19 protein-coding genes and 1 pseudogene are annotated in these 23,219 nt (G+C 67.4%); 13 read left to right on the top strand and 7 right to left on the bottom strand.

The window, feature by feature from the left end:
• Positions 1-26: 26 nt before the first annotated feature.
• Entirely contained in the window at positions 27-761 is a 735-nt protein-coding gene (locus ACE026_RS13120) for an SIMPL domain-containing protein (RefSeq protein ID WP_486039332.1), read from the bottom strand.
• 130 nt (positions 762-891) lie between these two features.
• On the opposite strand from ACE026_RS13120, the gene ACE026_RS13115 reads away from it, so the two are divergent.
• From ACE026_RS13115 to tldD, 4 genes are read left to right on the top strand one after another with little or no spacing between them, the layout of a single operon-like run.
• Complete coding sequence (locus ACE026_RS13115) at positions 892-1,473, top strand: Maf-like protein (protein ID WP_486039377.1); 582 nt, start codon at positions 892-894, stop codon at positions 1,471-1,473.
• On the top strand, positions 1,466-2,953 hold the full coding sequence (gene rng, locus ACE026_RS13110) for a ribonuclease G (RefSeq protein WP_486039331.1): 1,488 nt from the start codon (positions 1,466-1,468) through the stop codon (positions 2,951-2,953). Before ACE026_RS13115 ends, rng begins: the two co-directional genes overlap by 8 nt.
• A gap of 30 nt (positions 2,954-2,983) precedes the next feature.
• Positions 2,984-6,844 carry a YhdP family protein gene (locus tag ACE026_RS13105; protein ID WP_486039330.1) on the top strand — a complete coding sequence of 1,287 codons (3,861 nt, stop codon included), beginning with the start codon at positions 2,984-2,986 and terminating at the stop codon, positions 6,842-6,844.
• 54 nt (positions 6,845-6,898) lie between these two features.
• Complete coding sequence (gene tldD / locus ACE026_RS13100; protein ID WP_486039329.1) at positions 6,899-8,344, top strand: metalloprotease TldD; 1,446 nt, start codon at positions 6,899-6,901, stop codon at positions 8,342-8,344.
• 78 nt (positions 8,345-8,422) lie between these two features.
• Here tldD and yjgA read toward each other — a convergent pair whose 3' ends face one another.
• On the bottom strand, positions 8,423-9,046 hold the full coding sequence (gene yjgA, locus ACE026_RS13095) for a ribosome biogenesis factor YjgA (protein WP_486039328.1): 624 nt from the start codon (positions 9,044-9,046) through the stop codon (positions 8,423-8,425).
• A gap of 68 nt (positions 9,047-9,114) precedes the next feature.
• Between yjgA and pmbA the strand changes: the two genes are divergently transcribed.
• Positions 9,115-10,482 (top strand): metalloprotease PmbA, encoded by a 1,368-nt coding sequence (gene pmbA / locus ACE026_RS13090; RefSeq protein ID WP_486039327.1) that lies wholly within the window; start codon positions 9,115-9,117, stop codon positions 10,480-10,482.
• A gap of 78 nt (positions 10,483-10,560) precedes the next feature.
• The gene (locus ACE026_RS13085) at positions 10,561-10,938 is read left to right on the top strand and encodes a DUF4870 domain-containing protein (protein WP_486039326.1); all 378 of its coding nucleotides are present in this window, start codon (positions 10,561-10,563) and stop codon (positions 10,936-10,938) included.
• A 102-nt stretch (positions 10,939-11,040) separates the two neighbouring features.
• Here the strand turns inward: ACE026_RS13085 and ACE026_RS13080 are convergent, their stop codons facing one another.
• The 5 genes from ACE026_RS13080 to ACE026_RS13060 form a co-directional block, all read right to left on the bottom strand.
• On the bottom strand, positions 11,041-11,919 hold the full coding sequence (locus ACE026_RS13080; protein WP_486039325.1) for a polyprenyl synthetase family protein: 879 nt from the start codon (positions 11,917-11,919) through the stop codon (positions 11,041-11,043).
• Positions 11,909-12,169, bottom strand: coding sequence for an exodeoxyribonuclease VII small subunit (locus ACE026_RS13075; protein ID WP_019182618.1), 261 nt, complete (start codon positions 12,167-12,169; stop codon positions 11,909-11,911). The genes ACE026_RS13080 and ACE026_RS13075 overlap by 11 nt, the downstream gene beginning before the upstream one ends.
• A 36-nt stretch (positions 12,170-12,205) precedes the next feature.
• Entirely contained in the window at positions 12,206-13,495 is a 1,290-nt protein-coding gene (gene tilS / locus ACE026_RS13070; RefSeq protein WP_486039324.1) for a tRNA lysidine(34) synthetase TilS, read from the bottom strand.
• A gap of 66 nt (positions 13,496-13,561) precedes the next feature.
• Positions 13,562-14,122 carry a WG repeat-containing protein gene (locus ACE026_RS13065; RefSeq protein WP_486039323.1) on the bottom strand — a complete coding sequence of 187 codons (561 nt, stop codon included), beginning with the start codon at positions 14,120-14,122 and terminating at the stop codon, positions 13,562-13,564.
• Positions 14,122-15,834: an alkaline phosphatase gene (locus ACE026_RS13060; RefSeq protein ID WP_486039322.1), complete on the bottom strand. Its 1,713-nt coding sequence runs from the start codon at positions 15,832-15,834 to the stop codon at positions 14,122-14,124. The genes ACE026_RS13065 and ACE026_RS13060 overlap by 1 nt, the downstream gene beginning before the upstream one ends.
• A 149-nt stretch (positions 15,835-15,983) precedes the next feature.
• On the opposite strand from ACE026_RS13060, the gene ACE026_RS13055 reads away from it, so the two are divergent.
• The 7 genes and pseudogenes from ACE026_RS13055 to ACE026_RS13025 all read left to right on the top strand — a co-directional run.
• Positions 15,984-17,312 (top strand): dicarboxylate/amino acid:cation symporter, encoded by a 1,329-nt coding sequence (locus ACE026_RS13055; protein WP_486039321.1) that lies wholly within the window; start codon positions 15,984-15,986, stop codon positions 17,310-17,312.
• A 648-nt stretch (positions 17,313-17,960) separates the two neighbouring features.
• The gene (locus tag ACE026_RS13050; RefSeq protein WP_486039320.1) at positions 17,961-18,491 is read left to right on the top strand and encodes a hypothetical protein; all 531 of its coding nucleotides are present in this window, start codon (positions 17,961-17,963) and stop codon (positions 18,489-18,491) included.
• Positions 18,488-19,126 (top strand): hypothetical protein, encoded by a 639-nt coding sequence (locus ACE026_RS13045; protein ID WP_486039319.1) that lies wholly within the window; start codon positions 18,488-18,490, stop codon positions 19,124-19,126. Before ACE026_RS13050 ends, ACE026_RS13045 begins: the two co-directional genes overlap by 4 nt.
• 44 nt (positions 19,127-19,170) lie before the next feature.
• Positions 19,171-20,631: an adhesin gene (locus tag ACE026_RS13040; protein ID WP_486039318.1), complete on the top strand. Its 1,461-nt coding sequence runs from the start codon at positions 19,171-19,173 to the stop codon at positions 20,629-20,631.
• Between the two features lie 156 nt (positions 20,632-20,787).
• Entirely contained in the window at positions 20,788-21,474 is a 687-nt protein-coding gene (locus ACE026_RS13035; protein ID WP_486039376.1) for a C39 family peptidase, read from the top strand.
• 9 nt (positions 21,475-21,483) lie between these two features.
• On the top strand, positions 21,484-22,248 hold the full coding sequence (locus tag ACE026_RS13030; protein WP_486039317.1) for a hypothetical protein: 765 nt from the start codon (positions 21,484-21,486) through the stop codon (positions 22,246-22,248).
• A 48-nt stretch (positions 22,249-22,296) separates the two neighbouring features.
• Positions 22,297-23,219 (top strand): annotated as a pseudogene (locus ACE026_RS13025) (hypothetical protein); the annotation flags it as partial.

Genomic DNA, 23,219 nt, shown 5'->3' with positions numbered 1-23,219 from the left:
CCGTTGGTCCGCGCGCTTCTGACGTGTTACCGGCGCAGATCGAACACCACGTCCAGGTTGACCGACACGGTCGATTCGCCCGGCGAGACCGGGGTGGACACGTCGGCCGCCATTGGCGCCGCTGCCGCACGCATCATCACCGGGCGGAAGTTGCCGCCGCCGCTCTCGGAGATGCTCACGATCCGGCGCACGCGCAGGCCCAGCGACTTGGCGTAGGTTTCGGCACGGGCCTGGGCTTTCTTCAGCGCGGCCAGGCGGGCCTCGTCATAGACCGGCTCGGGCTGGTCGATCTCGAACTGGGGGCCGTTGATCTGGTTGGCGCCCTGGGCAGCCAGTGCGTCGAGTACTTTGCCGAGCTTGGCGATGTCGCGCACTTTCAGGCTGACCGTGTTGCTGGCCTGGTAGCCGGTGATCTTCGGTGCCTCGTTGTCGGCGTAGCGGTACTGCGGGCTCAGGTTGACGCCGCTGGTCTGCACATCACGCTCGGCGATGCCGGCAGCCTTGATCGCGGCGAGCACCTTGCTCATCTGCTCGGCGTTCTGGCGCATGGCGGTGTTGCCGTCCACGGCCTGGGTCACCACACCGGCCGAGAGCGTGGCCACGTCCGGCACGCGCCTGGCCTCGGCATTGGCCGAGATGTTGAGCAGGGTGCCGTCAGCCGGCACGGCGATGGTGGGCTGGGACTGGGCGTGGGCGGTCATCGAAGCTCCCAGGGCAAGGGACAGGGCGAGCAGCAACGGGGACAGGGACGGGCGGCGCATGTACATCTCCTTGTGAAGACGTTGAGGTTGGTGTCGGGGTGATGAACGCGTCGTGAGGTTTGATGGGGTTGATCACGATTCAAGCGTGTTGCTCGCGATTCAGACAGTAGGCTCAGGTTATGCTTCCTCGATGCTTTATCTTGCCTCTCGATCCCCCCGACGAAACGAACTGCTTGCGCGCCTGGAACGACCGTTCCAGGCGCTTGAGCTTCACGTGCCCGAAGTCCGTGCGCCCGACGAGTCCGCCGCCGATTACGTGCAGCGGGTCGCCGCCGACAAGGCGCGCGCCGGGTTGGCGCTTGTCGCGCATGACCCCGAGGCGGTGGTGCTGGGCTCGGACACCGAAGTCGTGCTCGATGGGCGCGTGTTCGGTAAACCGGCCGATGCTGCCGACGCCTGCGCGATGCTGCGTGCGTTGGCCGGGCGCACCCACCAGGTGATGACCGCCGTGGCGCTGGTCGCTGCCGGCCGTGAACAGGGCGTGCTGGTGGTGTCGGAGGTGACGTTCGCGGCGATCGATGAGGATCGGATCGCGGCCTACGTGGCCAGTGGCGAGCCGATGGACAAAGCCGGTGCCTATGCGATCCAGGGTGGCGCCGAACGATATATCCGCCATCTGGCGGGAAGCTATTCGGGTGTGATGGGTTTGCCCCTGCAACAGACCGAGCAGTTGCTGCAGACGTTTGAACTGAAGGGAGTCGCCCATGTCTGAAGAAATCCTGGTCAATGTCACCCCGCGGGAAACCCGCGTCGCCGTCATCGAAAACGGCATGCTGCAGGAACTGCACATCGAACGTGGCTGGCGCCGCGGCGTGGTCGGCAACATCTACAAGGGCAAGGTGCAGCGGGTCATGCCGGGCATGCAGGCCGCCTTCGTGGAGGTGGGGCTGGAACGCGCGGCGTTCCTGCACGCCAACGATGTGATCCGCCCGGCGCCGGTGGCCAGCCCGGATACCGAAGGCACCACGTTGCCGCCGCCGTCCTCGGTGCCGATCGTCGAGCTGCTGCGCGACGGCCAGGACATCGTGGTGCAGGTGGTCAAGGACCCGATCGGGACCAAGGGCGCCCGCCTGACCACCCAGATCAGCATTCCCTCGCGGTATATGGTGCTGCTGCCGCAGTCCAAGGTGGTGGGCGTGTCCGCCCGGATCGAGGACGAGGCCGAGCGCGCCCGCCTGAAGAGCCTGGTGACCGAACTGTCGGCCCAGCACGGCGGCTACGGCTACATCGTGCGCACCAATGCCGAAGGCCAGCCGGCCGAGGCGATCGCCGAAGACGTGGCCTACCTGTCGCGGGTCTGGAACGTGGTGGAGCGCCGTGGCCGCGATGCCGCGCCGCTCAGCGTGATCTATGAAGACCTGAGCCTGCCGCTGCGCTCGGTGCGCGATCTGATCCGGAAGGACGTGGACAAGGTAAAGGTCGATTCCAAGGAGACCTTCAACCAGTTGCAGGCGTTCGTGGCCAAGTACATGCCGGTGCTGGCCGAGAAACTGGAGCTGTACAGCGGTGATCGCCCGATCTTCGACATGTTCGGGGTCGAGGATGAAATCGGCCGCGCGCTGGACAAGCAGGTGCCGCTGAAGTCCGGTGGCTATCTGGTGATCGACCAGACCGAGGCGATGACCACGATCGATGTGAACACCGGTTCGTTCCTGGGCCAGCGCAACCTCGAAGAGACCGTGTTCCGCACCAATCTGGAGGCCGCGCAGGCGGTGGCGCGCCAGCTGCGGCTGCGCAACCTGGGCGGCATCATCATCATCGACTTCATCGACATGGACGATGCCGAGCACCGCCGGCAGGTGCTGCGTACCCTGGAGAAGGCGCTGGCCCGCGACCACGCCAAGACCACCGTTTACGATTTCTCGCCGCTGGGCCTGGTCGAGATGACGCGCAAGCGCACCGTGGAAAGCCTGGAGCGCCAGCTCTCCGAGCCGTGCCCGGAGTGCAGTGGCCGTGGCTCGATCAAGACCGCCGAAACGGTGACCTACGAGATCTTCCGCGAGATCACCCGGGCGGTGCGTCAGTTCGATGCGGCGCGCCTGCTGGTGATCGCCTCCTCCAAGGTGGTGGCACGCATCACCGACGAGGAATCCACGGCGGTGGCCGAACTGGAGGAGTTCCTCGGCAAGAGCATCCGCTTCCAGGCCGATGAGCAATACCTGCAGGAGCAGTTCGATGTCGTGCTGCTCTGACCGCGGCCGGTCCGGCATTCCCACGTTCCGATGAGCACACCGCTGCGCCTGCGCCTGCGCCGGATCCGCCGCCATGCTGTGTATGCGGTGGCGGTCCTGCTCGTGGGCGTGGCTCTGCTGGTCGGCACCGCCAGCCAGCTGCTGCCCTTGGCCGAGCGCCACCCGGACAAGGTGGCGGCGTGGTTGAGTGCGCGCGCGGGCCAGCCGGTGCGTTTCGATGCGCTGGATACTGCCTGGACCCGGCGCGGCCCGCTGCTGCAGCTCAAAGGGCTGCGCATCGGTGAAGGGCAGGGCCTGCGCATCGGCGAGGCCGAGGTGCTGGTGTCCATGTATGCCGGCCTGCTGCCGGGTCACTCGCTGACCGAGCTGCGCCTGCGTGGTCTGGCATTGGTACTGCAGCGTGCCGACGACGGCCGCTGGTCGGTGCAGGGCCTGCCGCAGTCCGGTGCAGGTGATCCGCTGGAGACGCTGCGCCGCCTCGGCGAACTGCAGGTGATCGGTGGCCGCTTGAAAGTGGATGCGCCCTCGTTGGGCGTGAACGCCGTGCTGCCGCGGATCGACCTGCGCCTGCGCGTCAATGGCCAGCGCCTGCGGGTTGGGGCGCGTGCGTGGGCCGACCCGTCCGCACAGCCGCTGACGGCGGTGCTGGAATTCGAGCGCAAGCGCGGCGATGGTCAGGCCTGGTTCTCGGCCGACCCGGCCGACTTCCGGGCGTGGGCCTCGCTGCTGCAGTTCGGCGGCATTGGCCTGCAGCAGGGTACGGGTGAGTTCAATGCCTGGGTGGACCTGCGCGATCACCGGGTGGTGATGGTCACCACCGATGCGGACCTTCAGAACGTACAGGTGCGCGGCGTGAAACTCGCAGATGGCACCCACCCGCAGCTGGCGCTGGACACGCTGGAACTGCGCGCGCGCTGGCGCTGGGTGCAGGGTGGCTGGCGCGCCGATGCGCCGCGCCTGCGGATCGGCATGGAAGGCAGCACCCAGCAACTGGATGGGCTGCTGCTGGCCGGCGGGCAGCACTTCGCGCTGGCCGGCGACAACATCGATGCCACCGCGCTGCTGCGCGGCCTGGCGCTGACCGACCGGATCGATCCCGGCCTGCGCGAGTGGCTGCATGAGGCCGCACCGCAGGTGCGCATGACCCGGGTGCGGGTGGCAGGCGAGCAGGGTGGGCCGCTGTCGGTCGAGGGCGATCTGGAAGACATCCGCTTCGCGGCGGTCGGGCATTCGCCCGGGCTCAGCGGTGTGGGCGGGCGCTTCAACGGCGATGCCGATGGCTTCACCCTGGATCTGCAACCGCAGCAGGTGATGCATTTCGATTGGCCGAGCGGCTTTGGCGAGCGGCACGACGTGCGCCTGGCCGGCCGGCTGGTCGGCTGGCGTGATGAAGCCGGTGGCTGGCGTATCGGCACCCCGGCGCTGCGCGTGCAGGGCACCGACTATGCCGCCGACGTGCGCGGCGGGATCTGGTTCCAGAACAACGGCACGCGCCCCTGGTTGGAACTGGCGGCCAAGATCGACGATGTGCCGATGACCGCCGCCAAGCGTTTCTGGATCCATTCCAAGATGAGCAAGGCCGCCACCGATTGGCTGGATGCCGCCCTGGTCTCCGGGCAGGTGCGTGGCGGTGTGGGCCTGGTGACCGGGGATCTGGAAGACTGGCCGTTCGACAAGAACAACGGCCGCTTCGAGGCGACCGGCCACATCGACGCCGGCAGCATCCGTTTCCAGCACGACTGGCCGGCGATGAACAAGGTCGATGCCGATATCGCCTTCATCGGCCCGGGCTTTGAACTGCATGGCAAGGGCGACCTGGCCGGGGTGGCGGTGGACCACTTCGATGCCGGCATTCCCGATTTCGGCGTGACCGATCTGTACGTCAAGGCCAGCAGCCGCAGCGATGCCGGTGCACTGCTGGCCATGCTCAAGCAGAGCCCGTTGCAGGCCACCTATGGCCAGACGCTGGACAATCTCACCGCGAAGGGGCCGGCCGCGGTCACCTTCGACCTGCTGCAGCCACTGCACCACGACGACGGCGGCGGTCACCTGCAGGGCACGGTCGATCTCAACGGCGCGACCCTCACCGAGAAGCGCTTCGACCTGGTCTTCGAGAACATGCGCGGCACGGCCCGCTATGGCCATGGCGGCTTCGATGCGGAGCACCTGGCCGTGCGCCACCAGGGCCAGGACGGGCTGCTCAGCCTGCGCGCCGGTGAGTTCGTGCGGGATCCGCAACAGGCCTTCGAATCCGAGCTGACCGCCTCGCTGGAAGCCGGGGCGCTGTTGGACCGGGCGCCCGAATTGAACTGGCTCAAGCCTTACATCCAGGGCACCTCACGCTGGACCATCGGGGTGACCCTGCCCAAGGTCGCGGCCGGCAGCAAGGTCGAGCCGCCGACGGTGCTCAAGCTGCATTCGGATCTGGTCGGCACCACGCTGGAACTGCCCGCGCCGCTGGACAAGCCGGCCGCTACGCCATTGGCGACGGACGTCACCGCACAGCTGCCGATGGGCAGCGGGCGCGTCGATGTCGCCTTCGGCCAGCGCTTGGCCTTGGCCGCGCGCGCACATGACAACCAGACCGGGGTGCAGGTCACCCTTGGCAGCGACCGCGTGGATCGTGATCCGCCGGCCAGTGGGCTGGTCGTGAACGGGCGCAGCGGCTCGCTGGATGCGCTGGAGTGGATCGCCTTGGCCCGCTCGCCGGATGGCGGCGACGGCAAGGACCCGATGCCGTTGCGGCATGTGGACGTGCAGGTCGGCCAGCTGCTGCTTGCCGGTGGCGTGTTCCCACAGACCCGGCTGCAACTGCGGCCGACCAGCAGCAGCGTGGACGTGCGCCTGGACGGCCCCTCGCTGGCGGGCGGCCTGACCGTGCCCAATGCCGAGGGCGGCACCATCGTCGGCAAGTTCAGCCGGGTGCACTGGCAATCGCTGCCGACGCCGGTCAAGGCGCCCAGCGATGGCGCCCCGATCCTGCTGCCACCGGATGTGGCCCTGCCGGCGCGGGTCCAGGCCAGTGCCAATGACACCAATCCGGCCAAAATCCCGCCGCTGTCGCTGGATATCGATGACCTCCAGTTCGGCAAGGCCAAGCTCGGCCAGGCGGTATTGCGCACGCGGCCGATGGCCAACGGCCTGAGCGTGGACCAGCTGCAGTTCCGCGCGCCCAAGCAGGCGATCGACGTCAATGGCCGCTGGATGGGCATGGGCGAGGCCGCGCGCAGCCAGTTCAACGTGCAGGTCAAGAGCGAGGACCTCGGCGGGCTGATGCAGAATCTCGATTACGGCGGCCAGCTGCGTGGCGGTCAGGGCCAGCTGACCATGTCGGCCGGTTGGCAGGGCGGCCCATCCGACTTCCAGCTCGGTGCGCTGCAGGGCCAGCTCGATGTGCAGGCCCGCAACGGCCAGTTGCTGGAACTCGAACCCGGTGCCGGTCGCGTGCTCGGCCTGCTCAGCGTGACCCAGCTGCCGCGCCGGTTGATGTTCGATTTCCGCGATTTCTTCTCCAAGGGCTTCGCCTTCAACCAGGTCGAGGGCAGCGTGGCGTTCGCCGACGGCATGGCCACCACCGACAAAGTGCTCATCGAAGGCCCGGCGGCGAACATCACCATCCGAGGCAAGACCGACCTGCGCCAGCAGCGTTTCGACCAGACCATCGACGTCAATCCGCGTGCGGGCAACCTGCTGACGGTGGTCGGCGCGGTGGCCGGCGGCCCGGTGGGGGCGGCGGTCGGCGCGGCCGCCAACGCGGTGCTGTCCAAGCCGCTGGGCGAGATCGGCGCCAAGACCTACCGCGTGACCGGCCCCTGGGCCGAACCCAAGGTCGATGTGATCGACCGCGACGCAGCGCCCAAGCCGGCCCCGGCCGCACCGCCGGCGCGCTGATCCCTTTCCCGCGCCCGGGTTGCGATTGCGCCCGGCGCCCACAGATCAAAGAGCATGAACAACAACGCACTTTCGCTGGCCACCGACCGTCTGCTGCTGCCCGCCGGGCTGGATGCGAACGGTCTGGAACGCACGTTCGGCACCCTGTTGGGCCCGGGCATCGATTTCGGGGATCTCTATTTCCAGCACGCGCGCCGCGAGAGCTGGAGCGTGGAGGACGGCATCGTCAAGGACGGGGCACATTCGATCGAGCAGGGCATGGGCGTACGCGCCATCGCCGGTGAGAAGACCGGCTTCGCCTACTCCGACGACATCCACAGCGACGCGCTGCTGGCCGCGGCCAACTCGGCCCGCGCCATTTCCCGCGAGGGTGGGGCGCAGTCGGCCCGCTCGCTGGTGCGTGGCAGTGGCCGCGCGCTGTACCCGGCACTGGACCCCATCGATGGCATGGGCAACGAGGCCAAGGTCGAGATGCTCAAGCGGCTGGACCGCTACCTGCGCGCCGCCGATCCGCGCGTGCAGCAGGTCATGGTCAGCCTGTCCGGGGGCGTGGACACGGTATTGATCGCGCGCAGCGATGGCGTGCTCGCGGCCGACATCCGCCCGCTGGTGCGCTTGAATGTGCAGGTGATCGTCGAGCAGCACGGCCGGCGCGAGTCGGGTTACTCCGGCGGCGGCGGCCGCTACAGCTATGAAGAACTGTTCGCCGAGGGGCGCCCGGAAGGCTTCGCGCGCGAGGCCCTGCGCCAGGCGCTGGTGAATCTGGAGGCGATCCCGGCCCCGGCCGGGGTCATGACCGTGGTGCTCGGCCCGGGCTGGCCCGGCGTGCTGCTGCATGAAGCGGTCGGCCATGGCCTGGAAGGCGACTTCAACCGGAAGGGCACCAGCGTCTACGCCGGCCGGATCGGCGAGCGCGTGGCCGCGCCGGGCGTGACCATCGTTGACGACGGCACCCTGGACGGACGCCGCGGCTCGCTGAACATCGATGATGAGGGCCACCCGACCCAGTGCACCACACTGATCGAGGACGGCATCCTGGTCGGCTACATGCAGGATTCGCTCAATGCGCGCCTGATGGGCGTGGCCCCGACCGGCAACGGCCGCCGTGAGTCGTTCGCGCACATGACCATGCCGCGCATGACCAACACCTACATGCGCGCCGGCCAGCACGATCCGGAAGAGATGATCCGCTCGGTCAAGCGTGGCCTGTACGCCGTCAACTTCGGTGGTGGCCAGGTCGACATCACCAGCGGCAAGTACGTGTTCTCGGCCACCGAGGCCTATCTGATCGAAGACGGAAAAATCACCGCGCCGGTGAAGGGCGCCACCCTGATCGGCAACGGGCCGGAAACCATGCAGAAAGTGCGCATGATCGGCAACGATCTGGCCCTGGACGAGGGCGTGGGCATCTGCGGCAAGGATGGCCAGAGCGTGCCGGTAGGCGTGGGACAGCCGTCCCTGCTGATCGATGGCATCACCGTGGGCGGCACCCAGGCCTGAGCCGGGATGCATTCGCCTGCGCTGCCTGATGATGCGGCCGCCAGCGGGGGGCTGGCGCCGCCGCGTGAGCGCCGGGACTCAGTCCTCGGCGTTCTCGTCGCTGTCGCCGTCGATGTCGTCCGCGTCGATCGCGTCGTCCAGTTCGTCCTCGGACGCGGCGTTCACGCCTTCCAGGCCGAGCGCGGCCGGCAGCAGCAGCGCACGCAGCAGCTGGAAGATCTCGCGGTAGGCGCGCGGCGGCTTGTTCTTGGCTTTTTCGGCCTGGGCGTTGCGGACCAGCGTACGCAGCTGCTGGCGGTCGGCATGCGGGTACTCGTCCAGCAGCGCGCCCAGCGCCTTGTCGCCGTCCTTGAGCAGGCGTTCGCGCCAGTCTTCCACGCGGTGCATGGTCGCCACTTCACGGCGCGAGGTCTCGCTGTTGGCATCCAGCGCATCGCGGATCGCATCCAGCACGGCGTCGTCTTCGCGGCGCATGTGCTTGGCCAGGAACGCCAGCTGGCGCTTGTGGGCGATATGCGCGGTGATGCGCTTGGCCTCGGCGATGTGCGGCAGCAGATCTTCGGGCACCGGCAGGCGCGCCAGCTGGGCCGGGGTCAGCGAGACCAGCTTCTCGCCCAGGGCCAGCACGTCCAGCGCAGCCCGGCGGTTCTGGCTGCGGCTGATATCAAGGAATTCACCGGTTTCTTCGTCGCGTCCGCGCATCGTCTTATTTCCACATCCGTAAACTGTGCCGGCGTCGCGCCGGGCACTCACCTGTACAGGATAAAGCATTGAACGTGATCTCCCCTGAAGTCTCCCCGGCCGACGACAGCCTGCAGCGCCTGGAGCAGCTGGCCGACATCTCCCAGCGCCTGCTGGAGCGGGCCAAGGCCCTGGGCGCCACCCAGGCCGAGGTCAGCTGCAGCGATGAGCGCGGCCTGGATGTGAACGTGCGCCTGGGCGAGGTCGAAACGGTCGAGTCCACCCGTGACCGCGGCATCGCCGTGACCGTCTACTTCGGCCAGCGCAAGGGCAGCGCCAGCACGGCCGACCTGCGTGAGAGCAGCCTGGAGTCGACCGTGGCCCAGGCCTGCGCGATCGCCCGGCACACCGAGGACGACGAGGCCGCCGGGCTGGCCGAGGCGGCGCTGATGGCCCGTGAGTTCCCGGATCTGGACGGCTGGCACCCCTGGGAACTCAGCGCCGATGCGGCGCTGGATCTGGCGCTGGCCTGCGAAGCGGCCGGTCGTGAGGCCGACACGCGCATCAGCAATTCCGACGGTGCCTCGGCCGCGACCGCGCAGAGCCTGTCGGTGTATGCCAACTCGCATGGCTTCATCGGCCGCGAGCGCAGCAGCCACCACTCGATCGGCTGTGCGCTGATCGCCGGGCAGGGCGATGGCATGCAGCGCGACGGCTGGTACAGCAGCGCGCTGGCCCGCGAAGACCTGGACGATGCCGCGGCGATCGGCCGCCGTGCCGCCGAGCGCACCGTCGCCCGGCTGGACCCGCGCTCGATGACCACGGCGCAGATGCCGGTGCTGTATTCGCCGGAGGTGGCCCGCTCGCTGATCGGCCATCTGCTCGGTGCCGTGTCCGGCGGCGCGTTGTACCGCCGCGCCAGCTTCCTGCTCGACAGCGTCGGCACGCGCCTGTTCCCGGACTGGTTCGGCATCGAAGAGCTGCCACTGCTGCGCCGTGGGCTGCGCTCGGCGGCCTTCGATGGCGATGGCGTGGCCACCCGCAATTCAGCGCTGATCCGCGATGGCGTGCTGGAGCGCTACATCCTGGGCAGCTACTCGGCACGCAAGCTCGGCCTGCCGACCACCGCCAACGCCGGTGGCGTGCACAACCTCAAGGTCACCGCCAACGCAGGTGATCTGGTCTCCATTGCCCGGCAGATGGGCAATGGGCTGCTGGTCACCGAACTGATGGGGCAGGGCGTCAACAGCGTCACCGGTGATTACTCGCGTGGTGCCGGCGGCTTCCGCGTGGAGAACGGCGAGATCAGCTACCCGGTGGACGGCATCACCATCGCCGGCAACCTCAAGGACATGTTCGCCAGCATCGAAGCGGTGGGCACCGACATCGACACGCGCTCGCACGTGCACACCGGTTCGATCCTTGTAGGACGAATGACCGTTGCCGGTAACGATTGACGTATTCTATGGAGGCTGCCCTGGCAGGCGGGGAGCCTGCCGCGTGCAATACCCATTACCTCGAACAAGGAGTTTCACGTGAGCGATTTCGATAACGTCACCACCCCGCCGCCGCCGCCGGCCGGCGCTGCACCGGCCGACCAGCGTACGCTGTCGCTGGTAGCCCACCTGCTGGGTATTTTCACCGGTTTCATCGGTGCGCTGATCATCTGGCTGGTGAACAAGGATGACCCGCAGAAGGGCTTCGTGACCGATCAGGCCAAGGAAGCGCTGAACTTCCAGATCACCGTCTTGATCGCCTACGTCATCTCCACCATCCTGGTGGTCGTGTTGATCGGCGGCCTGCTGCTGACCCTGGTATGGATCGCCAACCTGGTGCTGTGCATCCTGGCGGCGGTCAAGGCCAACAACGGTGAAGCCTATCGCTATCCGTTCACCCTGCGCCTGATCAAGTAATCGATCCGCTGCGCTGGAACGAAAAACGCCCGGGAATCCCGGGCGTGTTTTTTTGTCCTGGCGTTGTGGAACCACGCTATGCGTGACCGCCTGCGCGATCGCTCAATGATCCCGCTCAACCGCCAGCTTGGCCAGCGCACGCAGGGCATCGGCCGCCTCGCCATAGCCGGCCAGCCCGTCGAACATCTGCTCGGTCAGCGTGCGCAGATGCGCCTTGGCACCGTCCATGCCCAGCAGCGCCGGGAAGGTCGACTTGGCCTGCGCCTCGTCCTTGCCGGCGGTCTTGCCGAGTTGTTCGGAACTGGCTTCGACATCGAGGATGTCATCGCGTACCTGGAAGGCCAGGCCCAGCGCCGAGGCAACCGTATCCAGCGTCGCCAGATCAGCCGCGGGCGCCTGCCCACACAGCGCGCCCATGCGCACCGCGGCGCGGATCAGCGCGCCGGTCTTGAGCGCATGCATGCGTTCCAGAGCCTGCAACGGCTGCTGATGGCCAGTGGCGTCGATATCCAAGGCCTGGCCGCCGCACATGCCGGCCGCGCCGGAGGCGTGCGCCAGGGTCTGCAGGCAATCCACGCGCAGCTGCGCTGGCAACGCCGCGTCGGCGATCAGGCTGAACGCGCGCGTCTGCAGGGCATCGCCGGCGAGGATCGCGGTGGCTTCATCGAAGGCGATATGCGTGGTCGGGCGGCCGCGCCGCAAGGCGTCATCGTCCATCGCGGGCAGATCGTCGTGCACCAGCGAATACGCATGGATCAGCTCCACCGCCATCGCGGGTGCATCCAGTGCGTTTTCGTCGGCGCCGAAGATCCGGCCGCTGGCATACACCAGCAACGGGCGCATGCGCTTGCCACCCCCGAGCACCGCATAACGCATCGCCTGATGCAGCCCTCGCGGGGCATCGGACGGGGAAGGCAGGCTGGCGTCGAGTTCGGTTTCGATACGGTCGCGCCAACGCGCGAACGTGGCCTCAACCGTCATGGCTGGGCGGGTCGAACGGCACGGCGGTGTCGGGCTGGGCCGGATCGCTGAGCAGGCGCACGCGCAGTTCGGCCTGTTCCAGCGCCTGCTGGCACTGGCGGTACAGGCCGACGCCACGCTCGTAGGCGCTGAGCGATTGTTCCAGGCTCATTTCGCCGGTTTCCATCTTCTCCACCAGCTGCTCAAGCTCTTCCAGCGACTGCTCGAAGTGGGCGACCGGGGAGGTTTCATTGGGGGACTTCTTTGCCATGCGCCAAGTGTGGGCTGCTGGCCCGGCGGGGTCAATTCACGCCGCGCCCGGGGTCCACTGCAACTGCGCATGATGGGCCTGCAACCACGGTTGCAATGCCGCCCCGATGACCCGGTCGCCTGCGGCCAGCAGGGTGTCTTCGTCGAACAGGAGCGGTAGCTGACGGCGCTGCCACGGCGGCAGGCCCTGCTGTTGCAGCAGATCCTTGAGCGCATGGGAATGCGTGCGCCCGGGCAGCTGGATGCGCTCGCCGCCGCGGCGCGCGCGGATCTGCACGGGACTATCGAAACCGACGTCCGTGCCGAGCAGGCGCAGCTCGCCCCCATCGGGCAATGCCAGCGGCGCGCGGCCATCCCAATGCACGCTCCAGTCGGCTGGCAGCGCCAGGCTGGCCGACAGCAGGTGCAGCTGCCCGCGCCAACGGCGGATACGCGCACCCTGCCAAGCGAACTGGGCATCGGCATGGTGCGCAGCCGGCAACAGTTCGCGCTCGACCGCCTCGACCCCGGCGGCGGGCAGCGGTGGCAGGCCACTGCCACGTACCCAGTGCCGCAGCAGGCGCGCACGGCGTTCCACCGGCTGGCGCATCAGCCGCGCGCAGTCGATCACACCGGGGCCGACGCTGCAGCGTTCCAGCGCGTCGCGGTCGGCACTGTCGAGCAGATGCTGGGACTGCGCGCACAACGCGGCGCTGCGCGCGAAGGCGGCATCGGCCTGCGCCCAGCGCTGGCGAAGCTGCGGCAGTACCTGCAGGCGCAGGAAATTGCGGTCGGCATCGTCACTGGCGTTGCTGGGGTCTTCGATCCACTCCAGACCTTCGGCCTGCGCATGTGCACGCAGGGTGCTGCGCGGAACCTCCAGCAACGGCCGCCATACGGTGCCGGCGCCGAATGCGCTGGTGACCTGCATGGACGCCAGCCCATCCACGCCGGAGCCGCGCAACGCCCGCAGCAGGAAGGTCTCGGCCTGGTCGTCGCGGTGATGGGCCAGTGCCAGCCGCTCGCCAGGCAACAGCTGTGAAGCGAATGCGTCGCGTCGGGCATGCCGCGCGGCAGCTTCAAGCCCCTGGCCCTGGTGACGGGGCACCTGCACGCGGATCACCCGCAGCGGAATGTTCCAGCGCGCACACACCTGCGTGCAGTGCACGGTCCAGGCATCGGCCTGCTCCTGCAGGCCATGATGGATATGTACGGCGCGCAGGCCCGCGGTGCGCTGCGCCGGCGAGGTGGCCAGCCAGTGCAGCAGGACGGTGGAATCCAGCCCACCACTGAAGCCCACCAGCACGGGATGGGCGACGGAAGGGGAATGGGGAAGCGGGGGTGTCATGGGGAGCGCGATCTCAGGCAGACCGGCAGTATCGGCGCTGCGCGGCGACGTTGCCACGCAGGGTCATCATGGCGTACCGGCATCCATCGCCGGACGCCCCTGCCGATCGATGCGATACCAGGTGCCACCGACCATCGCAATGTGGCCATGATCGTCCGGCGTGCCTGGTCGGCAGCCTTGGCAGACCCGGGCCACCCCATCATCGAACGCCCACCCGAAATCGAACGTGCCCGGGAACGCCTGGCGCAGCTGCGTATCGAAATAGGCGATGCGCTGCCCGACACGGCCGCGCATCAACCCGTCCACCACGTAATCCGGGCCATTGTCGAAGGTGATCACGGGCAGCTGACGGCCATCGGCACGGACATAGTGGAATCCACCGCCGGCGTAGACCGCGGCCAGCCCGTGCTGATCGTAGGACAACGACGCCAACGTGTTGGTCTCGAGCGCAAGACGGCCGTTGAGCCACTGGCACCCGGCCAAGGGCTGCAGGCCGTCTTCCTCGGTGAAGGCGGTGCACGCGGTGCCGGCGCCCCAGGCCATGGCCGAGGCGAGCAGGCTGGCCACCAGCAGCAGGGGCCGCGCGAGGCGGCCCCTGTTCGTTGCGTTGCGGGCAAGCCCACGCATTACTTGGTATCGCCGGCCTGGCGCTCGAACGCGGTCGGCTTGGGCAGCTCGACCGGCACGCCCTTGGCGTCGCAGGTGCCGGCCTCGCACAGGCGCTGGCGCAGGCGTGGGGTGGCCTGCACGATCATGTGGTAGATCGCGTTCTGCTCCATCGTGCCGCGGACCGCCTTGCTGCCCGGGCCACGTGCCCAGATGCCGACGTCTTCGCCGCCATGCGATTCGCTCTTGGCGGGTACCAGCGCTTCCTGCATGTAATCAGGATGCTCGGTATCCACCGCGGTCAGGTCCGGCCGGCCGGTGCTCGGATCGAAGCTGCTCGGGTTGTGCGGGTACCGCTTCGGGCCGACCGGCTGCTGGTTGGTGGCACCGGTGTAGCCCGGGCCGTTGGCGTAGGTCAGGGTGGTGTAGGGCAGGCCCAGGCCATCGCGGGCCAGGTCCAGCTTGCCGGCACCGTCTTCGCCGCCTTTGTCCTTGACCTTGCCCAGGATCGGGTTGCCACGTGCCGGGTAACCGACGAAGTTCAGCGTGTGCGAATGGTCGGCGGTGACGATGATCAGGGTGTCCTGGTCGGAGGTCGCCTCGACGGCCGCGCGCACCGCATCGGACATCGCCACCGTATCGGTCAGTGCGCGGTACGCGTTGCCGCTGTGGTTGGCGTGATCGATGCGCGCGCCTTCCACCATCAGCACGTAGCCTTCCTGGTGGCGCGACAGGTTGGCGATCGCCGCCTGGGTCAGCTCGGCCAGGCTCGGCTCACCGGCCGGATCGTCCTTGCGCTCGGCTTCGTAACGCATGTGGTCCGGCTCGAACAGGCCGAGGATCGCCGGTGCGTTCGCGGCGGCCTGCAGCTGCTTGGCGTTCCACACATAGGCACCCTGCGGGTGCGCCTGCTGCCACTCGGTCACCAGGCTGCGCCCGTCCAGGCGCTGGCCGACCTTGTCGTCATACTCCGGATCGCGTTCTTCGACCGTGGTGAATTCACCGCGGCCGCCGCCGAGGGCGACCAGCGGGCCGCGCCCGAAGCGCGAGGTCGACAGCAGCTGCTGGGCGATATCACGGCAGCCGGCGGCCTTGGCCTCTTCCGGCACGTCAGTATCGTTTTCCCAGTTGCGCTCCGGCGAGTGCGCATAGGTCGCCGCCGGGGTGGCATGGGTCAGGCGCGCGGTGGAGACCACGCCGGTCGCCATGCCGGCGCTGTCAGCCAGCTGCAGCCAGGTCAGCAGCCCCTTGTTCAGGCTGTCGGCGCAGTCGTTGCGGGTGCCCGCGCTGACACCGATCGCGCCCATGTGCGTCTTCACGCCGGTGGTGATCGCCGTCATCGTGCCGGCCGAATCCGGCGTCTGCGAATCGGTGTTGTAGGTCTTGCTGAACGCCGTGGCCGGGAAGCGCTCCCAGGACAGCAGGTTCTCCTCACCCGGGCGGCCATTGCGCTGGCCTTCGAAGATGCGCGCCGCCGCCACCGTGGTCAGGCTCATGCCATCGCCCAGGAACAGGATGACGTTTTTGGCCTTACCGTCCATCGCCCCGGTGCTGGCTGCACGCGCCGCGCCGCTGCGGTACCACCACTGCGGGGTTTCCCCGGCGGGGTGGGCAATGGCCGGCACATCGACCTGGACCGCGCCGGCAGCGGCGCTGGAGGAGGGAGCGGTAGTGGCGCAGGCGCCAAGCAGCAGGGTGGTGACGGCGGCCACCAGAGGCGTGAAACGGGACATGGATGAATGCATCTCACATGTGAAACGGGCGTTCATTATGCAGAACGCCGCAAGGCACGCCGATGACACGCTGATTTTCCGTGTACGCCTCGTTCCACGGCCCCGCTTGGGCTAAGGTGCCTAGCTGTCAAATTACCTCTGGAACGCGCATGAAGCTGGTCTCTGCCTGGTTGCGGATCCCCTTCTGGCAACGGGTCCTCGGCGGCTTCGTCCTCGGCGCACTGGCCGGCTGGCTGCTCGGGCCGGCGGCTGAAACCTGGTTCGGCCCCCTCGGCGATCTCTACGTCACCCTGATCAAGATGATCGCGGTGCCGCTGGTGTTCTTCGCTGTGATCAACGCCATCTCCTCGCTGCACGGGCAGAAGTCGGTGGCGGCCCTGGGCGGGCGCACCTTCCTGTGGTTCATCATCACCGCCGCCCTGGCGGTCTGCGTGGGCCTTGGCGTCGGCACCGTCATGCAGCCCGGCAGCGGCACGCTCAGCCTCAGCATGGACCACGGCTACACCCCGCGCGAAGTGCCCAGCGTGATCAAGGTGCTGATGGATGTCGTGCCCTCCAACGTGTTCTACGCGTTGACCGGCATCGGTACCCGCATCAACAGCGCCGGTGAAACCGTTCTGGCTGCCGGGCGCGGCTCGATCCTGCCGGTGATCTTCTTCGCCGGCCTGCTCGGTTTTGCCATGGTCAAGCTCGGCGACAAGGTCAGCGAAGCACGCAAGCTGACCGGGCAGATGAGCGAGATCATGATCCAGGTGACCCGCTTCGTGCTGGAGATCACCCCGCTGGGCACCTTCGGCCTGATCGCTGGCCTGGTTGGCAGCTACGGCTTTGAAAAGCTGCTGCCGCTCGGCAACTTCGTCCTCGCCCTGTACATCGCCTGTGCCCTGCACATCGTCGTGGTCTACGGCAGCCTGCTGCTCATGCACGGCCTGAACCCGCTGAAGTTCTTCCGCGGCGCTGCCCCCGGCATGCAGGTCGCCTTCGTCAGCTCCTCCAGCTTCGCCGCCATGCCCGCCGCGATGCGCTCGATCACCCACAACCTCGGCGTCAACAAGGACTACGCCTCCTTCGCCGTCCCCCTCGGCGCCAGCATCAAGATGGACGGCTGCGGCGCGATCTATCCGGCCCTGTGCGCCGTCTTCATCGCCCAGTACACCGGTGTCCCGCTCACCCCCGAGCAGTACATCGTGGTCCTGATCGCCTCGGTCCTGGGCAGCTTCGGCACTGCCGGCGTCCCCGGCACCGCGGTGGTCATGGCCACCGTCGTCCTCAGCGCCGCCAACCTCCCGCTGGAAACCATCGGCTACCTCTACGCCATCGACCGCATCCTGGACATGATGCGCACGATGACCAACGTCACCGGCCAGATGCTGGTCCCGGTGATCGTCGCCAAGGAAACCGGCCTGCTCGACCGTGAGATCTACGACAACCCATCCACCAACTTGGGCGTGGATGAGGGCGAAGAACGAACGTCCTGATGCACGCACGAACGCAGCACCCAAAGACCGGCGAGAGCCGGTCTTTTTTTCCGCTTGGGGTCGTCGCGAGCGTTACGCCCCGAAGCGACCGGCAGGCGCCTCGGCAAATGTCCCCCGGCCGCCGCCTGACGGCGACGGCCTCCTCCTTGATTTTGCCCAGGAGCCTACCGGCCGCTTCGGGGCTCGTCCGCGGTGGTAGGCGCGCTGCAATCCGGTGCTTGCCGAGAGGCGCCAGTGGCTGGACACGATGGGCCGCGCTGCGCTTGTGGGCGAAATCAAGGAGGAGGGGACGGCCGCAGGCCGGCGCCGGGGGACATTCGCCGGCAAGCGTGGCGTGGCCCATCGCTCGGCGCACCGGCCGCTTCCGCAAATATAGTGAAGCGCTACGGTCGCCAGGAAACCACCCTGAACCCGCACCGTAAACCCCTGTATCACCCGGTGTAACACCCTTGATACACCCGCACCCCGCTTGCCTGTCAGCACCATGTGATCAACGCATCACCCTATTCATCGCCTCGGACACCAACGTTGCTGTAACAGCAATGTTGCGCGCCATTAACCCGACTCCCACGAAAACCCCGGAAACACAGGCGTCCGGAACTTGGCACGAATGCTGCTCCAACCCCTCGCATGTAATCGGAGGTCGCCATGGACAGCGTTGCCGCACACCGCACACGACACACCACATTCTGGCTGCTCGCCGCCGCACTCATCGTGCCGGCCGCGGCCAACGCCTCCGGCGCACGCCAGGGCGTCAAAGCCCAACCCGGCGAAATCGTCCTGCTGCGTGACGTCTCCGCACGGCCTGCGTACCGTCCCGCGCCCCCCGGCATGGCCCTCATCGCAGACCCCTCACCGCGCCGTGAAATCGGCCACGCCCTCGGCACCTCCACCGGCATGGATGAACTCAGCGATGACGATTACGCCTCGCTGGGCTCCAACACCGGCGCCGGCATTCCCCGCAACGCCACCACCATCGAACGCGTCACCGGCCACACGGTCAACGGCACGCTCGGTAAGGTCACCGACAGCGGCATGCTCTCCAGCGGCCAGTTCAGCAACACCATCGGCGGCCCCATGGGCGCCGTCGGCAACGCCACCCGCGGCATTGGCGATCAGGTGCGTGGCGCACTCGCCCAGTTCCCGCTCGGCCAGCCTGCGGGCGGGCCCGGCAAATGAACGTCGCCCTGCGCAACGCATTGCTGACCGGCCTGCTGCTCGCACCACTGGGCGCACACGCCCAGCAGAGCAGCGACTACGCCGCGATGCTCTCGTATCTCAATCAGAGCCGCATCGACGGCCGCACCCTGGCCGGCGCCGACGGCGCCATCACCGTCAACATGGCTGCCGGTGACCTCAACCAACAGGCGAACCTGATGGGCATCGCCAACGGCCGCAACGCCCACATCCAGGTGGATGCGCGCCAGCAGCAGGCCAACAACCTCAGCCTCAGCGACACCGCCATGGACGCCAGCGCCACGCTCGGCGGCCAGGCACTGAACGGCGCCAGTGGCGTCGCATCGATCAACCAGGCCAGCGGCAATGGCAACGCGACGCTCAACGTCGTCACCGCCACGCTGGCGCAACAGGGCATACGCGAAACGAACGACGAGGCTTTGGCCGCGTCGGGCGCCCTCGCGTCAGCAGGGGGGCAGGGGGCCGTCAACAGCGGTCGGTCGGCCGGAACTCGCAGGGTGGCGGTCGAAGCCTCCGCGCTGCAGGGATTCGACGGCGTCCTGCAACTCAATCAGATCGCGGGATCCGGCAACGCCACCGCAAACCAACTGAGCATTTCGGTGCAGTCCACCCCGTGAGTAGTCACATCCACCCGATTGTCTGTGATGAGAGAGAGGGCACCATGAACACCAACATGAAACGGACCGTACTGGCCATCGCCGTCGCCGCTGCATCCGCCTCCGCCGGCGCCAATGGCTGGGGCAATGATCGCGACAACCAGAACCAGAGCGCCAACATCAACCACCTGCACAACGTGGCTGAGACGCGCACCAACACGAACACCGAAACCAATACCAACACCGATACCGATTCGCGTACCTGGAACCGGACCTGGAACAACACCCGCAACAACAACAGCACCACCAACACCACCATCAACGACAACGTGACGAGCAACACCAACGTCACCAGCAACCGCAACGTGACCAGCAACCGCAACGTCACCGAGAACGTCAACAAGACCAGCAACATCCAGGCCGACGAACGCCAGGAAAAGAACAACCACGGCGTGGACGTCAACATCGAGAAGGACCTGCGCCTGAGCTCGGACATCAGCTTCTCGGGTGATCCGGAAATCACCGGCTCGATCGACATCGACTCGGCCGCCATCGCCGTCATCGACAACCGCCAGTCGGTCACCAACAACCTGGCTGGCAACAGCCTGGTGACCAACAGCGCCTCGATCGCCGACGACGTCGGTGCCGATGCCTCCGGCAACCTGGGCTTCAACGTCGCCGCCGGTGACAACAACGCCCAGGACAATGCGGCATCGCTGTCCGCGGCCGATGCGTCCTTCAGCTTCGGCATGGCCGATGCGGAAGTCTTCGTCAACCAGTACGGCGGTGGCAACACCACCATCAACTCCGGCGTGACCAACGCTGCGGGCCTGGGTGGCAATGCCTTCAGCGGTGCGTCCGGCAACATCGGTGCGAACGTCGCTTCCGGCAACAACAATGAGCAGAAGAACGCGCTCGCCGCCTCGGTCGCCACCAGCGCCTATGCGACCTCGAGCATCAGCTCCAACCAGGTGTCCTCCGGCAACACCGTCAGCAACGCCGGCTACCTGCAGTCGATGACCGACACCGTGGACGTGAACCTGAGTGGTCGCGTTGCCGGTGCCACGTTGGCCGTGGGTGCGGGCCGTTACAGCGGCACGGGTAGTGCCTACCAGAAAGACAACTACTACCTGGATACCTGGAGCGGCGCGCTGGATCACCCGAGCGGCAGCGAAACCGGTCATATCGACATGGATAGCGATATCCAGAATGCCACCGCCAACCCGAATCGTCCGGGCGTGGGCGGCATTGCGTTCGATACCGATGAGCGCGGCACCAGCCAGTTCGTTGAACTGGGCGTGGCCGATCTCTACGCGAGCCTGAGCGGTACCGTTTCCACCACCCGTTGGGTGAACGTGGATGCGACCAACACCGCGGCGCTGTCCGGCAGTGCGTTCTCCGGCGCCTCCGGCAACATCGGGGTGAACGTGGCCTCCGGTACCGGCAACCTGCAGGCCAACAGTCTCGCCCTGGCGGTTGCACAGCCCTCCACCGGCGGCGGTGGTGGCGGCGGTCCGGAACAGTAAGGTTGTCCGTTTTCGCAAGCAGTACGCGTTGAGCGCAACAAACCCGGTCATCCGCCAATGACCGGGCTCCCCGGGAGCCCCTGTCCCTTCTCCCCCTTGGGGCAGGGGCTCCTTCCTGAGCCGGAGTACTGCATGTCCAGTCGTATGCGCACGTGGATGCTGGTGTGGGCCTTGTCGGTGCTGATGATGCCGATGGGCATCGTGCGTGCCGGCGACGTCGGCTTCAGTGGCGTGCTGCCCAACGGGGCGGTCCTCACCCAGCGCGTGGAAAGCATGCAGGAACGGCGCTTCCGCAATGTCGTACGGCAACACACCGATTACAGCTGTGGCGCAGCTGCCCTGGCCACGATCCTGCGCTACGCCTACCACCTGGAGGCCGATGAGAGCACGGTGATCGAAGGGATGATGGGGGTCTCGGATCCACAACTGGTCCACCAGCGCGGTTTCTCGCTGCTGGACATCAAGCGTTACGTCGAATCGATGGGCATGCGTGGGCGCGGCTACCGCGTCAATGAAGAGCGCCTGCGCTCACTGCGCGTGCCCGGGCTGGTGCTGATGGATGTGCGGGGCTTCCGCCACTTCGTGGTCCTCAAACAGGTCCGCGGCGATCTGGTGGATGTAGCCGACCCGATCCTGGGCAACCGCAGCATTCCCGTCAGCGAATTTCTCCAGGCGTGGCCGTCGCGCGCCGTGTTTGTCGTGATCGGCAGTGACTTCGATCGCAACACGGTGCTGCTGCAGCCCGGTGAACGGCCGAGTGCCCGTTCGCTGTACGCCAGGCAGGGGCCGATCACCGATGCGGAACTGGTCGATTTCGGATTCACCCATGCCGATCTGTTTTAAGGAGGCACCATGAACATCGCAACCTGGACGCCCGGCATTATGTTGCTCGCCCTGCTGGGCATTGCGCCGGCGCATGCCGACGAGAGCCGGCCCGGCAAGGGATTGAGCGAGATCCCCGATCCGGAATTGAACCTCATGCGGGGCCGCTACACCGTCGGTGGCAACACCGTGGCGTGGTTCGGCGTCACCATGGTCTCGCAATGGCAGACCGCCGGCGGGCAGTCGGCACAGAGCGCGCTGAAGCTGGGCATGGACTTCAGCCACGGCGGCAGCACACCGAAGATCAGCTTCGCACCGAGCGTGAGCGTGACCGCCGCCGATGCGCCGCTGCCGGTGACACCCGGGCGCAGCGTGGATTCCAGCGGCCTGCAGAACGTGGCTGGCCTGAGTCAGAGCATCCAGGTGGCCGGTGACGGCAACCTGGCGAGCAACGCCACCCAGTTGACCGTACGCGAAGGCACCGCACCCACGCCCACCGGCGAAGGCGCGCACCTGGCCAGCGTGCAGCAGGGCGGCGTCAGCGCGCTGGCCCAGCTGGAAGGCAACACCGCCAAGGTGCAGTTGCAGATCGAAGGTGTCGGTGCGGTCCAGCAGTGGATCCGCAACGGCAGCGTCGGCCAGAGCATCGCGCTGGGCAGTGATGGACAGTCGGTCACCAATCGGCTGCAGATCGACCTCGTCCGGCAGTCGCTGGCCAACAACGTTCCGCTCAACCAGAACGTGGCGCAGGCGATGACGCTGGTACGGGGCGTAGGCATGGGGCCGGGCCAGTGATCCATCGGCCCGGCAGGGGGAGCGTCAACACAACAGTGGGCCAAGGCAATGCACACGATGATCCGCGCAACACCGCTGGCGCTGGCGGCGCTGGCACTGATGGCGGCCGCGTCCGCGCAGGCGCAGGCACAACAGCCAGCGCCCGATGACGCAGCCGACGTCAAGGCCTTGATGGCGCAGCTGGAAAGCCTGAAAGCCAATTACGCGCAGGAAGTACGGCGCCTGCGCGAGCTGGACATGCAGGTGCAGGCGATGCAGGCACGGCTGACCGGCAAGACCGCGCCGGTCGCCGGTGCCGCACCTCCACCGCAACAGGCCTTGCCGGCTGGCACGCCCGCAGCGCCGGCCAGCGCCGATGGTTACGCCAGCTCGGCGGCCGAAGCGCAGCAGGCCAAACAGGAATCGCGACGCAGTGTGGATGACGTCAAACAGCAGCAGGCCGCGCTGTTCAGCCGCCGCTTCACGATCGAAAACAGCCTGTCCTACGCGCGCTATGACCGCAAGCAGCTGAGCCTCAACGGCTTCCTGGCGTTGGACGCGATCTTCCTGGGCAACATCGCCATCGAGAATGTCGAGTCGGACACGCTCACCTACAACCTGGCCGCGCGCTGGGGCGTCAGCCCGCGCCTGACCTTGAATCTTGATGTCCCGTATCTGGCGCGCAAGACGGTGTTCCAGAAGGGCGGTGCCGGCGGTTCTGCGGCGGCCATCGCGCAGGAAGAGACCACGGGTAATGGCATCGGCGATGTTGGCGTGAGCGCCAACTACCGGCTGTTTGCCGAGCGCGGGCGGCTGCCGGAAACCGTGCTGACCGTGGGCGCGACCGCGCCGACCGGGCGTGCGCCGTATGGGCTGGACTGGAAGGTGCTCGAACGCGATGACGATGACTTCATCCGCTTCGCCGTGCCCGAACAGCAGCCCACCGGCAATGGCGTCTGGCAGGCCAACGTCGGCTTGTCGGCGGTGAAGAC

It is taken from the genome of Stenotrophomonas sp. AGC87 (genome assembly GCF_057333975.1).
Note: the sequence above shows the minus strand (reverse complement) of the source record. Positions and strands in the feature narration are given on the sequence as shown.

What these genes read in the sequence shown, in the direction of transcription:
- ACE026_RS13120 (WP_486039332.1), bottom strand. Translation starts at nt 761, where the DNA reads ATGCGCCGCCCGTCCCTGTCCCCGTTGCTGCTCGCCCTGTCCCTTGCC.
- ACE026_RS13115 (WP_486039377.1), top strand. Translation starts at nt 892, where the DNA reads ATGCTTTATCTTGCCTCTCGATCCCCCCGACGAAACGAACTGCTTGCG.
- rng (WP_486039331.1), top strand. Translation starts at nt 1,466, where the DNA reads ATGTCTGAAGAAATCCTGGTCAATGTCACCCCGCGGGAAACCCGCGTC.
- ACE026_RS13105 (WP_486039330.1), top strand. Translation starts at nt 2,984, where the DNA reads ATGAGCACACCGCTGCGCCTGCGCCTGCGCCGGATCCGCCGCCATGCT.
- tldD (WP_486039329.1), top strand. Translation starts at nt 6,899, where the DNA reads ATGAACAACAACGCACTTTCGCTGGCCACCGACCGTCTGCTGCTGCCC.
- yjgA (WP_486039328.1), bottom strand. Translation starts at nt 9,046, where the DNA reads ATGCGCGGACGCGACGAAGAAACCGGTGAATTCCTTGATATCAGCCGC.
- ACE026_RS13080 (WP_486039325.1), bottom strand. Translation starts at nt 11,919, where the DNA reads ATGACGGTTGAGGCCACGTTCGCGCGTTGGCGCGACCGTATCGAAACC.
- ACE026_RS13075 (WP_019182618.1), bottom strand. Translation starts at nt 12,169, where the DNA reads ATGGCAAAGAAGTCCCCCAATGAAACCTCCCCGGTCGCCCACTTCGAG.
- tilS (WP_486039324.1), bottom strand. Translation starts at nt 13,495, where the DNA reads ATGACACCCCCGCTTCCCCATTCCCCTTCCGTCGCCCATCCCGTGCTG.
- ACE026_RS13065 (WP_486039323.1), bottom strand. Translation starts at nt 14,122, where the DNA reads ATGCGTGGGCTTGCCCGCAACGCAACGAACAGGGGCCGCCTCGCGCGG.
- ACE026_RS13060 (WP_486039322.1), bottom strand. Translation starts at nt 15,834, where the DNA reads ATGTCCCGTTTCACGCCTCTGGTGGCCGCCGTCACCACCCTGCTGCTT.
- ACE026_RS13055 (WP_486039321.1), top strand. Translation starts at nt 15,984, where the DNA reads ATGAAGCTGGTCTCTGCCTGGTTGCGGATCCCCTTCTGGCAACGGGTC.
- ACE026_RS13050 (WP_486039320.1), top strand. Translation starts at nt 17,961, where the DNA reads ATGGACAGCGTTGCCGCACACCGCACACGACACACCACATTCTGGCTG.
- ACE026_RS13045 (WP_486039319.1), top strand. Translation starts at nt 18,488, where the DNA reads ATGAACGTCGCCCTGCGCAACGCATTGCTGACCGGCCTGCTGCTCGCA.
- ACE026_RS13040 (WP_486039318.1), top strand. Translation starts at nt 19,171, where the DNA reads ATGAACACCAACATGAAACGGACCGTACTGGCCATCGCCGTCGCCGCT.
- ACE026_RS13035 (WP_486039376.1), top strand. Translation starts at nt 20,788, where the DNA reads ATGCTGGTGTGGGCCTTGTCGGTGCTGATGATGCCGATGGGCATCGTG.
- ACE026_RS13030 (WP_486039317.1), top strand. Translation starts at nt 21,484, where the DNA reads ATGAACATCGCAACCTGGACGCCCGGCATTATGTTGCTCGCCCTGCTG.